Raw genomic sequence first — 15184 nt, 5'->3', positions numbered from 1 at the left:
TTACTCGCCTTTAGCTGCTTTGAAAGCTTCAGCCATTGCGTTGTTAGAGAAGTTTGCATCTTCCTGTTTGTTAACAGTTGCGATTGCATCTTTCTCATCAGCTTCGTCTTTCGCACGAACAGACAGGCTGATTGCGCGGTTTTTACGATCAACGCCGGTGAATTTAGCTTCAACGTCATCGCCAACGCTCAGAACCAGAGTCGCATCTTCAACGCGGTCACGGGATGCTTCAGAAGCACGCAGGTAACCTTCAACGCCGTCAGCCAGTTCTACGGTTGCGCCTTTAGCGTCAACTGCAGTGACTTTACCGTTTACGATTGCGCCTTTCTTGTTCAGTGCAACCCAGTTGTTGAACGGATCTTCTGCGAGCTGCTTAACGCCCAGAGAGATACGCTCACGTTCTGCGTCAACCTGCAGAACAACTGCTGCGATTTCGTCGCCTTTTTTGTATTCACGTACTGCTTCTTCGCCTGCAACGTTCCAGGAGATGTCAGACAGGTGAACCAGGCCATCGATGCCGCCGTCCAGGCCGATGAAGATACCGAAGTCAGTGATAGACTTGATTTTACCTTCAACACGGTCGCCCTTGTTGTGGGTTTCCGCGAACTGCTGCCATGGGTTGTTTTTGCACTGCTTCAGGCCCAGGGAGATACGACGACGTTCTTCGTCGATATCCAGAACCATAACTTCCACTACGTCGCCAACGTTAACAACTTTGGACGGGTGGATGTTTTTGTTGGTCCAATCCATTTCGGAAACGTGAACCAGGCCTTCAACGCCTTCTTCGATTTCAACGAAGCAGCCGTAGTCGGTCAAGTTGGTCACGCGACCGGTCAGTTTGGTACCTTCCGGATAACGTTTAGCGATAGCTACCCACGGATCTTCGCCCAGCTGTTTCAGGCCCAGAGATACACGGGTACGCTCGCGGTCGAACTTCAGCACTTTAACAGTGATTTCGTCGCCAACGTTTACGATTTCGCTCGGATGCTTAACGCGTTTCCACGCCATGTCGGTGATGTGCAGCAGGCCATCGACGCCGCCCAGATCAACGAATGCGCCGTAGTCAGTGAGGTTCTTAACGATACCTTTGACTTCCATGCCTTCCTGCAGGTTTTCCAGCAGCTGATCGCGTTCTGCGCTGTTCTCGGATTCGATAACGGCACGACGGGAAACAACAACGTTGTTACGCTTCTGGTCCAGCTTGATTACTTTGAACTCAAGCTCTTTGCCTTCCAGGTGCAGCGTGTCGCGAACCGGACGAACGTCAACCAGGGAACCCGGCAGGAACGCGCGAATACCATTCAGCTCAACAGTGAAGCCACCTTTAACTTTGCCGTTGATAACACCGACTACAGTTTCAGCTTCTTCGTAAGCTTTTTCCAGCGTGATCCAAGCTTCGTGACGTTTAGCTTTTTCACGGGACAGCAGGGTTTCACCGAAGCCGTCTTCTACTGCATCCAGAGCAACGTCAACTTCGTCACCGACCTGGATTTCCAGTTCGCCCTGGGCGTTTTTGAACTGCTCTGCCGGAATGGCAGACTCAGATTTCAGACCGGCGTCAACCAGTACGATATCTTTGTCGATAGCAACAACAACGCCACGAACGATGGAACCCGGACGGGTTTCGATTGTTTTTAAGGATTCTTCAAATAGTTGAGCAAAAGATTCAGTCATGTTTAATCTTCAGGTTTCATATTTAACGTCCACCTGGCTCCATGCCGGATGGGGTTGTTTAACATACCCGCTAACACTCCGTTGCTGCGGGGGTACTGCTATAATTCGGAGGCCGCTGCGCTTTGCCGGTAACGGCTAAGCGGCTGCCAATTTCTCGCGCGCATATTGTAGCGCTTTTTCAATTACTTGCTCAATGTTTAGTTCAGTAGAATCGAGAACTAAAGCATCAGCAGCCGGGACAAGCGGCGCCACGCTACGATTACGATCGCGGTCGTCACGCTCTTTTATCTCGGATAAAAGGCGGTCAAAGTTAACACTAAAGCCCTTTTCCTGCAACTGCAGCATGCGCCGATGCGCACGTTCTTGCGCGGACGCATCAAGGAAAATCTTCACCGGCGCATCGGGGAACACCACGGTGCCCATATCCCGCCCGTCGGCAATCAGACCCGGCAGCTCGCGAAACGCCCGCTGACGGCGCAGCAAGGCTTCACGCACCCGGGGAAAAGCCGCGGCTTTCGAGGCGGTATTCGCCACTTCCTGCGTGCGGATCGCCGCGCTGACGTCCTCACCTTCCAGGATAACTTCGAGGCTGCCGTCGGTGGAAATAAAGCGCACGTCCAGATGCGCGGCCAGCGGCACCAGGGCTTCTTCAGATTCAACATCCACATGATGATGTAGCGCCGCCAGCGCCAGAACGCGATAGATAGCGCCGGAATCCAGCAAATGCCAGCCTAGAGCTTCCGCCATCGCCTTGCACAACGTTCCCTTACCCGCACCGCCAGGCCCATCAATGGTGATTACCGGAATAGCTGCCGTCATCTTTTTCTCCTTCAGCAAGGCGCATAGAATATAAACGCCGCGCATTATACGCATCTATACGACGGAAAGTGAGCATTGGATGCAAAATACGGACGACCGGAAATGAAATGCAGAATAATTGCGCAATTATAGCGGGCTGACGGAATATCAGCCCGGAGATGACAAAGCTTTACGTTTGCGCAACCGCAGGCGCTTACGCCAGGGTGCTAATCCGCGCCAGCTGCTCGAAGTAGTCAGGGAAGGTTTTCGCCGTGCACTTCGGATCGAGGATCGTCACCGGCGTGTCGGAAAGCGCCACCAGCGAGAAGCACATCGCCATGCGGTGATCGTTATAGGTGCCAATCTCAGCAAACTGCAGCTCCACCGGAGGCGTAATGCGGATGTAATCCTCGCCCTCCTCCACCTCTGCGCCGACTTTGCGCAGTTCGGTAGCCATCGCAAACAGACGATCGGTCTCTTTCACGCGCCAGTTATAAATATTGCGCAGCGTGGTGGTGCCTTTGGCAAACAGCGCCGCGGTGGCGATAGTCATTGCCGCATCCGGGATATGGTTCATATCCATATCGATGGCGTTCAGCTCACCGCGGGTACAGGCAATATAGTCATCGCCCCAGCTCACGATAGCGCCCATTTTTTCCAGCACGTCGGCAAAGCGGATATCGCCCTGCACGCTGTTACGGCCGATGCCGGTCACTTTTACCGTACCGCCCTTAATGGCGCCCGCCGCGAGGAAGTAGGACGCGGAAGAGGCATCGCCCTCAACCAGGTAGTCGCCCGGGGAGAGATACTGCTGGTTGCCGCGGACGACAAAACGCTGATAGGACTGGTTTTCAACGTTAACGCCGAAGGTCTTCATCAGGTGCAGCGTAATATCAATATAGGGTTTGGAAACCAGATCGCCTTTAATGGTGATAACGGTATCCTGCGGCGCCAGCGGCGCAGCCATCAGCAGAGCAGTGAGGAACTGGCTGGAAACGCTGCCGTCAACCTCAACGCTGCCGCCGGCGAAGCCGCCGTTCAGGCGCAGAGGCGGGTAATTTTCCTGCTCCAGATACTCAATTTGCGCGCCTCCCTGACGTAACGCATCAACCAGATGACCAATCGGACGCTCTTTCATCCGCGGTTCGCCGGTCAGCACAATATCGTTGCTTCCCAGGCACAGGGCTGCCGCCAGCGGGCGCATTGCGGTCCCGGCATTGCCAAGAAACAGCTCCAGCGCGCTATTCGCCTGCAGCGGACCACCGTTGCCGGTCACTTCGCAGCGGGTGCGATCGGAGGACAGGGTGTAATGAACTCCCAGGGCGCTCAGGGCATTCAGCATGTGGCGTACATCGTCGCTGTCCAGCAGGTTGGTCAGCACCGTGGTGCCACGGGCTAATGCCGCCAGCAGCAAAGCGCGGTTAGAGACACTTTTAGACCCAGGCAGGTTCACGGTGCCATCCACGCGCGCGATGGGTTGTAACGTCAGGGATTCCATCAAACTCAACTCTCAAAAAAACGGAATAAAAACCCCGCAGACCGGCTGCGGGGATGAAAAGCACAACGATGATTAGCCGTGACGACGTTCAAAGTCCTGCATAAAGTCGGTCAGCGCCTTCACGCCAGCCAGCGGCATCGCATTGTAGATAGATGCGCGCATGCCGCCCACGACGCGGTGCCCCTTCAGTGAATGCAGGCCGGCGGCGAAGGACTCTTCGAGGAACAGCTTGTCCAGCGCGCTGTCGGCCAGCTGGAACGGGACGTTCATGCGGGAGCGGTTGGCCGCCGCCACGTCGTTACGATAGAAGCTGCTGCCGTCGATCGCGCCGTAGAGCAGATCGGCTTTTTGCTGGTTGATTTTATCCATTGCCGCAACGCCGCCCTGCTCTTTCAGCCATTTGAAGACCAGGCCTGACAGGTACCACGCAAAGGTCGGCGGCGTGTTGAACATGGAATCATTGGCATCAAGCACGGAGTAATCGAGTATTGACGGGCAGGCGACGTTCGCTTTACCCAGCAGGTCTTCGCGAACGATTACCAGCGTCAGCCCCGCCGGACCAATGTTTTTCTGCGCGCCGGCGTAGATAACGCCAAAGCGGCTGACATCGATCGGCGCAGACAAAATAGTCGAGGAGAAATCAGCGGCGACAACGACGTCATCGCCGAAGTTCGGCGTTTCATCAATGGCGATACCGTCGATGGTTTCATTCGGGCAATAGTGCAGGTAGGCCGCGCCCGGCGTCAGCTGCCATTCGCTCATCGGACGGACGGCCCGCAGGCCATCAACGCTCACTTTGGCGTCGATGGTATTTGGCGAACAGTATTTTTTCGCTTCTTTAATGGCGCTTGCTGCCCAGTAGCCAGCGTCAACGTAGTCAGCGGTGGTTTTATCACCGAGCAGGTTCAGCGGTACGCCGGCGAACTGGCCGCGACCGCCGCCATGGCAGAATAAAACTTTGTAGTTGGAGGGGATGTTGAGCAGATCGCGAAAATCCTGCTCCGCCGCCTCGGCCACCTGGATAAACTCTTTACCACGGTGACTGATCTCCATTACCGACGTTCCCAGACCCTGCCAGTCGCAAAGCTCCTGCTGAGCCAGTTTGAGAACTTCCGCCGGCAGCATTGCCGGGCCCGAACTAAAGTTATAGACCTGAGCCATTTCCCCTCACCACGTTGCTATGTTATTTGCTCGCGAACTGTCGCGTGCATAAGTTATTCCGGTATCTGACCCTGATAATTCGGGCTGCAGGCGGGCGACCAGTGGATTAATCCGCTGGGGCCTGCTGAAGTATGCGGGCGGATTGAATGAATGCAGCCAGCGCGCATGCAACCTGAAGTATGACGGGTACATCGGTTTTATCATTCAGCGACACGCATCGCAATGCCTAAAACTTATGACCGGAAAAATATGATCGGCTTCACACAAAACAATTCACTACCCCTCCGTAACAAAACCGACAAAAAGGCTGTCAGGTGATGCGTTTAGCTCTGCTAACCCTCGCCCATTCTGGATTTTGACAGCGTCGACATAATTGCTTTTTACCGGCCTCAATCTCGATCACCTGACTACAGCGCACGCAGGCATATTCGCCGCGCTCAGGAATGGTCACAAAACGCTCATAGCAGCCGTCCGGCAGAATGCATAGCCCCGGCTTCACCTCTTCATCAGCGTAATAGTACATACTGATTTGACCGTTAGTTTCCATTATCGCCAGCCGCACCTGGCCGAGCTGCTCCACGCTGTAGAGACGAAGCTCCATAAAAAACTCGAACTCGGTCATGTTGGCGCTGCGGACTTTCTCCCACGCCAGCTCCCCTGCCTCTACGATAACCACCGGCTTTCCTTCCAGCAGGTTTTCCAGCCTCTCGCTTTTGGACATCAGCCACATCACCAGGCGGTACAGCAGCGCCAGGGTGACAAAAACGATAAATACCGGGATCAGCGGCACGTCATCATAAAAGGCGACGTCCCCGGCCGCAGAGCCTAGCGTCAAAATGATCAGCACTTCAAAGAGCGACATCTGGCGGACACCGCGCCGCCCGGTAATTTTAAGGAACAGGAAAACCAGCAGGAAGGTATAGAGGCTGCGCAGCGCGACTTCCCCTAAAAACTCCGGCGGAACTTTATCAAACGCCATGCGATGAAGATCGAACGCTTTCATTTTTTAATGCCTTAACAGTAGGTTACTGGCTGTAAGCATAGCCCAGGCTTTTATTTTCGCCGGGGCCTTCACGAAGATAGCGCCTGACACACAAACCCCGTATCATTGCGCGCTTTACGTACGAAAAAAGTGACCGCTATGACTCAAACGTTTATCCCCGGCAAAGACGCCGCCCTGGAAGATTCCATCGCTCGCTTCCAGCAGAAATTGCTCGACCTCGGATTTGATATTGAAGAGGCCTCGTGGCTGAATCCGGTACCGCACGTATGGTCAGTTCATATCCGCGATAAAGCCTGCTCGCTGTGCTTCACCAACGGTAAAGGCGCGACCAAAAAAGCGGCGCTGGCCTCTGCGCTGGGCGAGTACTTCGAACGTCTGTCGACCAACTATTTCTTCGCCGACTTCTGGTTAGGCGAAACCATCGCTAACGGGCCGTTTGTTCACTATCCAAACGAAAAATGGTTCCCGCTGACCGAAGATGACGAAGTGCCGCAGGGGCTGCTCGATCCTCGCCTGCGCGCCTTCTACGATCCTGACGATCAGCTGACCGCCAGCATGCTGGTCGATCTGCAGTCCGGCAATGACGATCGCGGCGTTTGTGGCCTGCCGTTCACCCGTCAGTCCGACGGTGAAACCGTCTATATTCCGATGAATATCATTGGCAACCTGTACGTTTCTAACGGGATGTCTGCGGGCAACACCGCTAACGAAGCGCGCGTTCAGGGCCTGTCGGAAGTCTTTGAGCGCCATATCAAGAACCGCATCATTGCGGAAAGCATCAGCCTGCCGGAAATCCCTGCCGAAGTGATGGCCCGCTATCCGGGCGTGGTGGAATCGATTAATAAGCTGGAAGCGGAAGGTTTCCCGATTTTTGCCTACGACGGCTCGCTGGGCGGCAAGTATCCGGTGATCTGCGTGGTGCTGTTTAACCCGGAAAACGGAACCTGCTTCGCCTCCTTCGGCGCGCATCCTGACTTCGGCGTCGCGCTGGAGCGCACCGTCACCGAACTGCTGCAGGGCCGTAGCCTGAAGGATCTCGACGTCTTCACGCCGCCAACCTTCGATGACGAAGAAGTTGCTGAGCACGCCAACCTTGAAACCCACTTTATCGACTCCAGCGGCCTGATCTCCTGGGATATGTTCAAACAGGATGCCGACTATCCGTTCGTCGACTGGAACTTCTCCGGCACTACGGAAGAAGAGTTCGCCACCCTGATGGCCATCTTTAAAGAAGAAGATAAAGAGGTCTACATCGCCGATTACGAGCACCTGAGCGTCTACGCATGCCGGATCATCGTCCCGGGCATGTCGGATATCTATCCGGCAGAAGATCTGTGGCTGGCGAACAACAGCATGGGCAGCCATCTGCGCGAAACGCTCCTCTCTCTGCCGGGCAGCGAGTGGGAGAAAGAGGACTATCTGGCGCTGATTGAGCAGCTGGAGGATGAAGGCAACGACGACTTCACCCGCGTCCGCGAACTGCTGGGTCTGGCAACGGGCAAAGACAACGGCTGGTATACGCTGCGTATTGGCGAACTGAAAGCGATGCTGGCGCTGGCTGGCGGCGATCTGGAGCAGGCGCTGATCTGGACGGAATGGACCATTGAGTTCAATGCGTCAATCTTCAGCGCAGAGCGCGCAAACTACTACCGCTGCCTGCAAACGCTGCTGCTGCTGAGCCAGGAAGAAGAACGCCAGCCGCTGCAGTATCTGAATGCCTTTGTCCGCTTGTACGGCGCAGATGCGGTGGAAGCCGCCAGCGCTGCGCTAAGCGGTGAAGCGCCGTTCTACGGCCTGCAGGCGGTAGATAGCGATCTGCATGCGTTCCCGGCCCATCAGTCCTTACTGAAAGCCTACGAAAAGCTGCAGCGTGCTAAAGCGGCGTACTGGGCTGAATAGCCTTTAGCCCTACCGCAGAGTGCCCCATCACGGAGTCGTTTACGGCTCCGTTTTTTTATATTTGATTCACGGGGCCAATAACTTGTAGTTGCAAAGTTAATTTACAGTGAAAATTGATCGCACAGCACCTTGGAGATGTTAATTTTAATAAAAATACCCCATTTTAATTAACCGATGCTTTAGCCCAAAAATGAAAAAAATCAACATAATTTGTAAATTTTAAACTTTATTTTCCCATTAAAAAACAAATGGTTATCATCAATTACCCCAAAAACCATACGCTAAACGGGCTTATAGTTCCGGTGGGATATGATCTACATCAATTTCCCTTCTATAATGCTTTGTTAGTATCTCACCGCCAACTTATATAAAGAGAGAGTTAGTGTGAAAGCTGACAACCCTTTTGATCTTTTACTCCCCGCAGCGATGGCGAAAGTCGCCGAAGAAGCGGGTGTCTATAAAGCGACAAAGCACCCGATGAAGACCTTTTATCTGGCGATTACCGCTGGTGTCTTTATCTCCATTGCTTTTGTCTTCTACATCACCGCGACGACCGGTACTGCCGCGATGCCTTTCGGTATTGCCAAGCTTATCGGGGGGATCTGCTTTTCACTCGGCCTGATTCTGTGCGTCATCTGCGGTGCCGACCTGTTTACCTCCACCGTACTGATCGTTGTGGCGAAAGCCAGCGGACGGATTACCTGGGGTCAACTGGCAATAAACTGGCTCAACGTCTATGTTGGTAACCTGATAGGCGCACTGCTGTTCGTGCTGCTGATGTGGCTGTCGGGTGAATATATGGCCGCTAACGGCGGTTGGGGGCTCAACGTCCTGCAAACCGCTGACCACAAAATGCATCATACATTTATTGAAGCCGTCAGCCTGGGTATCCTGGCGAACCTGATGGTCTGCCTCGCGGTGTGGATGAGCTACTCCGGCCGCAGCCTGATGGACAAAGCAATGATTATGGTTCTCCCCGTAGCCATGTTTGTTGCCAGCGGCTTCGAGCACAGTATCGCTAACATGTTTATGATCCCGATGGGTATCGTAATCCGCGACTTTGCAAGCCCGGAATTCTGGACCGCCGTTGGTTCAACTCCGGAAAGTTTCTCTCACCTGACCATCATGAACTTCATCACTGATAACCTGATTCCGGTAACTATCGGGAACATTATTGGCGGTGGTCTGCTGGTTGGGCTGACATACTGGGTCATTTACCTGCGTGGCGACGACCATCACTAAGGGTTGTTTCAGGCAGTAAATAAAAAATCCACTTAAGAAGGTAGGTGTTACATGTCCGAGCTTAATGAAAAGTTAGCCACAGCCTGGGAAGGTTTTGCGAAAGGTGACTGGCAGAACGAAGTCAACGTCCGTGACTTTATCCAGAAAAACTATACCCCGTACGAAGGTGACGAGTCCTTCCTGGCTGGCGCCACTGACGCGACCACCAAGCTGTGGGACAACGTAATGGAAGGTGTTAAACAGGAAAACCGCACTCACGCGCCTGTTGATTTTGACACTTCCCTTGCATCCACCATCACTTCTCACGACGCAGGCTACATCGAGAAAGCGCTCGAGAAAATCGTTGGTCTGCAGACTGAAGCTCCGCTGAAACGTGCGATCATCCCGTTCGGCGGCATTAAAATGGTTGAAGGTTCTTGCAAAGCGTACGATCGCGAGCTGGACCCGATGCTGAAAAAAATCTTCACCGAGTACCGTAAAACTCACAACCAGGGCGTTTTTGATGTTTACACCAAAGACATCCTGAACTGTCGTAAATCTGGCGTGCTGACCGGTCTGCCGGATGCCTACGGCCGCGGCCGTATCATCGGTGACTACCGTCGCGTTGCGCTGTACGGTATCGACTTCCTGATGAAAGACAAATACGCTCAGTTCCTGTCTCTGCAAGAAAGACTGGAAAACGGCGAAGATCTGGAAGCGACCATCCGTCTGCGCGAAGAGATCTCCGAGCAGTATCGTGCGCTGGGTCAGATCAAAGAAATGGCAGCAAAATACGGCTGCGATATCTCCGCTCCGGCAAAAACTGCGCAAGAAGCTATCCAGTGGACCTACTTCGGTTACCTGGCTGCCGTTAAATCTCAGAACGGCGCGGCAATGTCCTTCGGTCGTACCTCCAGCTTCCTGGATATCTTCATCGAACGTGACCTGAAAGCCGGTAAAATCACCGAGCAGGACGCTCAGGAAATGATTGACCACCTGGTCATGAAACTGCGTATGGTTCGTTTCCTGCGTACTCCTGAATATGATGAACTGTTCTCCGGTGACCCGATTTGGGCAACTGAATCAATCGGCGGTATGGGCGTTGATGGCCGTACTCTGGTTACCAAAAACAGCTTCCGCTTCCTGAACACCCTGTACACCATGGGGCCGTCTCCGGAGCCGAACATCACTATTCTGTGGTCTGAAAAACTGCCGCTGAGCTTCAAAAAATACGCGGCTAAAGTCTCCATCGATACCTCTTCTCTGCAGTATGAGAATGACGATCTGATGCGTCCGGACTTCAACAACGATGACTACGCTATCGCTTGCTGCGTAAGCCCGATGGTTGTTGGTAAGCAAATGCAGTTCTTCGGTGCTCGTGCTAACCTCGCGAAAACCATGCTGTACGCTATCAACGGCGGCGTTGATGAAAAACTGAAAATGCAGGTTGGTCCTAAGTCTGCACCGATCAAAGGCGACGTTCTGAACTTTGATGAAGTTATGGAACGCATGGATCACTTCATGGACTGGCTGGCTAAACAGTACGTCACCGCGCTGAACATCATCCACTACATGCACGACAAGTACAGCTACGAAGCATCTCTGATGGCGCTGCACGACCGTGATGTTGTTCGTACTATGGCATGCGGTATCGCCGGCCTGTCCGTTGCGGCTGACTCCCTGTCTGCTATCAAATATGCGAAAGTTAAACCGATTCGTGACGAAGACGGTCTGGCTATCGACTTCGAAATCGAAGGCGAATACCCGCAGTTTGGTAACAACGACTCTCGCGTAGATGACATGGCGGTCGATCTGGTTGAACGTTTCATGAAGAAAATTCAGAAACTGCACACCTACCGCAACGCTATCCCGACTCAGTCCGTTCTGACCATCACCTCGAACGTTGTGTACGGTAAGAAAACCGGTAACACCCCTGACGGTCGTCGCGCTGGCGCTCCGTTCGGACCAGGTGCTAACCCGATGCACGGCCGTGACCAGAAAGGTGCCGTTGCCTCTCTGACCTCCGTTGCAAAACTGCCGTTTGCTTACGCTAAAGATGGTATCTCTTACACCTTCTCTATCGTTCCTAACGCTCTGGGTAAAGACGACGAAGTTCGTAAGACTAACCTGGCCGGCCTGATGGATGGTTACTTCCACCACGAAGCTTCTATCGAAGGCGGTCAGCACCTGAACGTCAACGTCATGAACCGTGAAATGCTGCTCGACGCGATGGAAAACCCGGAAAAATATCCGCAGCTGACCATCCGCGTATCCGGCTACGCAGTACGTTTTAACTCCCTGACTAAAGAACAGCAGCAGGACGTTATCACTCGTACCTTCACTCAGACCATGTAATGGGTTTTGACTGAAATCGCGATATAAAAAGCGTACAATAAAGGCTCCACGCAAGTGGGGCCTTTTTAACAATACCTCCCTGTCCCCCAGTCTCTTTTGTCCGCTATCTATACTGAATGGATAACTGCCAAAACAGACTTAACACAGCCGGTTTGAGCTGTGCATCACAGGTCCCGGACGGACCGAATCTGGAGATACCACCGCAATGTCAACTATTGGTCGCATTCACTCCTTTGAATCCTGTGGCACCGTCGATGGCCCTGGGATCCGCTTCATCACCTTCTTCCAGGGCTGCCTGATGCGCTGCCTGTATTGCCATAACCGCGATACCTGGGATACCCACGGCGGCACGGAAGTGACCGTCGAAAGCCTGATGAAAGAGGTCGTTACCTACCGTCATTTTATGAACGCTTCCGGCGGCGGCGTGACCGCGTCCGGCGGTGAGGCTATCCTGCAGGCTGAATTCGTACGCGACTGGTTCCGCGCCTGCCGCAAGGAAGGCATTCATACCTGCCTCGATACCAACGGCTTTGTTCGACGCTACGATCCGGTGATTGACGAGCTGCTTGAAGTGACCGATCTGGTGATGCTTGACCTTAAGCAGATGAATGATGAAATCCACCAAAATCTGGTCGGCGTCTCTAACCACCGAACGCTGGAGTTTGCCCGCTATTTGTCACAGAAGAATATCAACGTCTGGATCCGCTATGTGGTGGTGCCCGGCTGGTCAGATGATGATGATTCCGCACACCGCCTCGGCGAGTTTACCCGCGATATGGGCAACGTCGAAAAAATCGAGCTGCTGCCGTATCACGAGCTAGGCAAGCATAAATGGGTGGCGATGGGCGAAGAGTACAAGCTTGATGGCGTGCATCCGCCGAAGAAAGAGACCATGGAGCGCGTAAAAGGCATCCTCGAGCAGTATGGCCATAAGGTCATGTACTAAGCCGACGGGCGGCGTGCCCGGCTAAGCAGAATTTTCCCCGGATAGCGGCGCAGAACGTCTTATCCGGGCGGAAAACGCTTCGGCAAGCTTACGACATAAAGTATTGCGACAGCTTATTAGCCACGCTTTCAATCGAGAAAATGCGTTTCTGATGCGCCTTACGATACTCCACATAGCGCTCATCCTGCTCCTCCAGCGCGCGAAGCATCCGATCGGCAACCATCATTGCTCCCGCAATTTCGGCAAATCCTGATTCACCTTCCCCCTGTAAAGCCACCGCAGCCTGCAGGTTCCAGTCCGATAAACGGGCCAGTGGCGTAAACGTGCCGCGCGTAAGCGACAATATTTTCACCCCCTGCTGCTTTGCCAGCGTCAAAGCCTGCATCATATCCGCTGAGGCCTGTTCGGTATGAACGACGATAATTCCCGTCTTTTGCCGATCGGTTGATATCGGGATCGCCGCCGGATAAGAGCGATCGACGAAGCTGGCAACTTTGCCCATGTTGATTAAATTCATTTGCAGAAACAGGGCAACGGGCACCGCCGTACCCACCGCATAAATGGCAATGTTATTCAGCGCATTCAGCCAAACAGCTGCGCTTTGCAGCTCCTGAGCATCGATAATGGTATTGCTATCGCGAATGCTCGCCAGCACCGGCGCAATATCGTCGTCATCGCCGGCTTCCGAGCGGGCAGCCCCCTGCTCAACCGCCAGCGCCGTTCTGAAATCTGAGAAACCTTTAAATCCAAACGCCCGACAAAAACGGGTGATGCTGCCCTCGCTGGTATCAACAGAGTCGGCCAGTTCTGAAATCGTATGCCGCATCACAAAATCAGGATTTTCCGCAATAAAACGGCCCACTTTCTCCAGTATCGGGCTGAGTTCTGAAGACCCATTTCGTATGTTTATCAACAAATTATTGTCTATCTGGCTCATTTTTTGCCTTTCTTGCTCAAAATGCAAACACAGTCACATCTTTCGTTTCGCGCTAAAGATAATAATTATTATCTCACACAAACAAATAAAAATAATTATTTTTACAAACAGGAGAACATCTCATGAAAGGTCTCATCGTCTGTCGCACCGGTATGGGCAGTTCCTTAATGCTCAAAATAAAAGCACAAAAAATCATCGATAAACACGGCTGGGATATCGAACTGGAACACGACGTTCTCTCAGGTTTACGAACCTGGCGAGATATTGATTTCGTGATCACGATGCGCGATCTCACCGATGAAGTCGAAGCTGCCGGGTTTAAAGCTATCGGTATCACCGACCTGATGAACAGTGAAGAAATGGAATCAGCGCTTATCCGCGTAATCCAGCACAACTAACCTCTCCCGGAGGCAATATGGATTTCCTCAGATTTATTGTATTCGACATTCTGGGCGTCACCCCACTTTTAGTTGGTTTTATCGCATTAATTGGCTTATTGATCCAACGAAAGCCCATTGAAAAAGTGCTCTCCGGGACTTTCAAAACCATTGTCGGCTTTCTGGTTTTTGCCGGTGGGGCCGGGCTGGCCGTGACCTCTCTCGGCAATTTTCAGACATTATTCAGCGATGGCTTTGGTCTGAAAGGCGTTATGCCGCTGGCGGAAGCGCTGACCGGACTGGCGCAAACTAAATTCGCGATGTGCGTCTCGCTCATTATGGTGATTGGTTTTGGCTGGAACCTGTTCTTTGCCCGCGTGACCCCTTTCAAATACATCTTTCTCACCGGACAGCATAATCTCTATCTCTCGGCCCTGCTGACCGTCACCTTGAAAGCGCTCGGCTATAGCGACATGACCACCATTATTGTCGGTTCAATCCTGCTGGGGCTGGCCGCCTGTCTGTACCCGGCAATTGCCCAGCCGTGGATGAGAAAAATCACCGGTAATGATGAAATTGCGATGGGGCACTACGTGACGCTGGCCTACGCGGCATCCGGATGGATCGGTTCAAAGGTGGGCGATCCTAAGCAGTCGACCGAAAAGCTGAACCTGCCCGGCTGGCTGGGGATCTTTAAAGATTACATCGTCTCCGTATCAATCTCGGTCAGTATTTTCTATTACATTGCGGCGCTCGCCGCCGGGAAAGAGGCGGTCACGGCGGCGGCTGGCGGAATGCACTGGCTGGTTTACCCTCTGTTCCAGTCGCTCACTTTCACCGCGTCTCTGTACATCATCATTACCGGGGTACGCCTGCTGTTGTCTGAAATTGTCCCGGCCTTCCTCGGCATTTCGGAGAAATTCATTCCCAACGCCAAACCCGCCCTCGATTGCCCGGTAGTTTTCCCGTATGCGCCAACCGCCACGGTACTGGGATTTATCTCTTCATTTGTTGGCGGGCTGGTGGTGATGGGCTTTCTCGCGATCCTCGGGCAAACCGTCATTATTCCGGTGGCTATCCCCTACTTCTTTATCGGCGCCACCGCAGCGGTATTTGGTAATGCCTCCGGCGGCTGGAAAGGGGCCATCGCCGGCAGCTTCGTCACCGGGATCCTTATCGGCATTGGCCCTGCGTTGATCTACCCCATCATGGAGTCCGTCGGCCTGTCGGGAACCAGCTTCCCGGAAACCGACTTTGTCGCCCTGGGCCTGGTTGTGTACTACATCGGCAAAATGCTGCCATAAGAAGGAAACAA

12 protein-coding genes are annotated in these 15184 nt (G+C 53.3%); 6 read left to right on the top strand and 6 right to left on the bottom strand.

Annotation, left to right across the window (positions count from 1 at the left end; all coding sequences use genetic code 11):
• The 5 genes from rpsA to NWP14_RS11540 all read right to left on the bottom strand — a co-directional run bounded on the left by rpsA (position 1) and on the right by NWP14_RS11540 (position 6134).
• Entirely contained in the window at positions 1–1674 is a 1674-nt protein-coding gene (gene rpsA / locus NWP14_RS11560) for a 30S ribosomal protein S1 (protein ID WP_004860074.1), read from the bottom strand.
• A gap of 135 nt (positions 1675–1809) precedes the next feature.
• Positions 1810–2493, bottom strand: a complete 684-nt coding sequence (cmk, locus tag NWP14_RS11555; RefSeq protein WP_045854654.1) for a (d)CMP kinase — start codon at positions 2491–2493, stop codon at positions 1810–1812.
• A 193-nt stretch (positions 2494–2686) separates the two neighbouring features.
• A complete protein-coding gene (aroA, locus tag NWP14_RS11550; RefSeq protein ID WP_095095673.1) occupies positions 2687–3970 on the bottom strand; it encodes a 3-phosphoshikimate 1-carboxyvinyltransferase in 1284 nt (427 codons plus the stop codon).
• Positions 3971–4042: 72 nt separating this feature from the next.
• On the bottom strand, positions 4043–5131 hold the full coding sequence (gene serC, locus NWP14_RS11545; RefSeq protein WP_095095668.1) for a 3-phosphoserine/phosphohydroxythreonine transaminase: 1089 nt from the start codon (positions 5129–5131) through the stop codon (positions 4043–4045).
• Positions 5132–5441: 310 nt separating this feature from the next.
• The gene (locus NWP14_RS11540) at positions 5442–6134 is read right to left on the bottom strand and encodes a DUF421 domain-containing protein (protein WP_095095665.1); all 693 of its coding nucleotides are present in this window, start codon (positions 6132–6134) and stop codon (positions 5442–5444) included.
• A 138-nt stretch (positions 6135–6272) separates the two neighbouring features.
• Here NWP14_RS11540 and ycaO point away from each other — a divergent pair, with 138 nt between their 5' ends.
• The 4 genes from ycaO (at position 6273) to pflA (ending at position 12555) form a co-directional block, all read left to right on the top strand.
• A complete protein-coding gene (ycaO, locus tag NWP14_RS11535; protein WP_375215341.1) occupies positions 6273–8033 on the top strand; it encodes a 30S ribosomal protein S12 methylthiotransferase accessory factor YcaO in 1761 nt (586 codons plus the stop codon).
• 384 nt (positions 8034–8417) lie between these two features.
• Positions 8418–9275, top strand: coding sequence for a formate transporter FocA (gene focA, locus NWP14_RS11530; RefSeq protein WP_095095660.1), 858 nt, complete (start codon positions 8418–8420; stop codon positions 9273–9275).
• 51 nt (positions 9276–9326) lie between these two features.
• Positions 9327–11609, top strand: coding sequence for a formate C-acetyltransferase (pflB, locus tag NWP14_RS11525; protein WP_095095657.1), 2283 nt, complete (start codon positions 9327–9329; stop codon positions 11607–11609).
• 205 nt (positions 11610–11814) lie between these two features.
• Complete coding sequence (gene pflA / locus NWP14_RS11520) at positions 11815–12555, top strand: pyruvate formate lyase 1-activating protein (protein ID WP_041144788.1); 741 nt, start codon at positions 11815–11817, stop codon at positions 12553–12555.
• A gap of 88 nt (positions 12556–12643) precedes the next feature.
• Here the strand turns inward: pflA and NWP14_RS11515 are convergent, their stop codons facing one another.
• On the bottom strand, positions 12644–13492 hold the full coding sequence (locus tag NWP14_RS11515) for a MurR/RpiR family transcriptional regulator (protein ID WP_095095654.1): 849 nt from the start codon (positions 13490–13492) through the stop codon (positions 12644–12646).
• Positions 13493–13614: 122 nt separating this feature from the next.
• Here NWP14_RS11515 and NWP14_RS11510 point away from each other — a divergent pair, with 122 nt between their 5' ends.
• Both NWP14_RS11510 and NWP14_RS11505 read left to right on the top strand, forming a co-directional pair.
• Entirely contained in the window at positions 13615–13890 is a 276-nt protein-coding gene (locus tag NWP14_RS11510) for a PTS sugar transporter subunit IIB (RefSeq protein ID WP_095095651.1), read from the top strand.
• A 17-nt stretch (positions 13891–13907) separates the two neighbouring features.
• Positions 13908–15173 carry a PTS ascorbate transporter subunit IIC gene (locus NWP14_RS11505; protein ID WP_095095648.1) on the top strand — a complete coding sequence of 422 codons (1266 nt, stop codon included), beginning with the start codon at positions 13908–13910 and terminating at the stop codon, positions 15171–15173.
• The last annotated feature ends 11 nt before the right edge of the window (positions 15174–15184 follow it).

It is taken from the genome of Klebsiella sp. C349492 (genome assembly GCF_042055345.1).
Taxonomy (GTDB): Bacteria; Pseudomonadota; Gammaproteobacteria; order Enterobacterales; family Enterobacteriaceae; genus Klebsiella; species Klebsiella scottii.
This window is presented reverse-complemented; position numbering and strand designations above follow the sequence as displayed.

What these genes read in the sequence shown, in the direction of transcription:
- rpsA (WP_004860074.1), bottom strand. Translation starts at nt 1,674, where the DNA reads ATGACTGAATCTTTTGCTCAACTATTTGAAGAATCCTTAAAAACAATC.
- cmk (WP_045854654.1), bottom strand. Translation starts at nt 2,493, where the DNA reads ATGACGGCAGCTATTCCGGTAATCACCATTGATGGGCCTGGCGGTGCG.
- aroA (WP_095095673.1), bottom strand. Translation starts at nt 3,970, where the DNA reads ATGGAATCCCTGACGTTACAACCCATCGCGCGCGTGGATGGCACCGTG.
- serC (WP_095095668.1), bottom strand. Translation starts at nt 5,131, where the DNA reads ATGGCTCAGGTCTATAACTTTAGTTCGGGCCCGGCAATGCTGCCGGCG.
- NWP14_RS11540 (WP_095095665.1), bottom strand. Translation starts at nt 6,134, where the DNA reads ATGAAAGCGTTCGATCTTCATCGCATGGCGTTTGATAAAGTTCCGCCG.
- ycaO (WP_375215341.1), top strand. Translation starts at nt 6,273, where the DNA reads ATGACTCAAACGTTTATCCCCGGCAAAGACGCCGCCCTGGAAGATTCC.
- pflB (WP_095095657.1), top strand. Translation starts at nt 9,327, where the DNA reads ATGTCCGAGCTTAATGAAAAGTTAGCCACAGCCTGGGAAGGTTTTGCG.
- pflA (WP_041144788.1), top strand. Translation starts at nt 11,815, where the DNA reads ATGTCAACTATTGGTCGCATTCACTCCTTTGAATCCTGTGGCACCGTC.
- NWP14_RS11515 (WP_095095654.1), bottom strand. Translation starts at nt 13,492, where the DNA reads ATGAGCCAGATAGACAATAATTTGTTGATAAACATACGAAATGGGTCT.
- NWP14_RS11510 (WP_095095651.1), top strand. Translation starts at nt 13,615, where the DNA reads ATGAAAGGTCTCATCGTCTGTCGCACCGGTATGGGCAGTTCCTTAATG.
- NWP14_RS11505 (WP_095095648.1), top strand. Translation starts at nt 13,908, where the DNA reads ATGGATTTCCTCAGATTTATTGTATTCGACATTCTGGGCGTCACCCCA.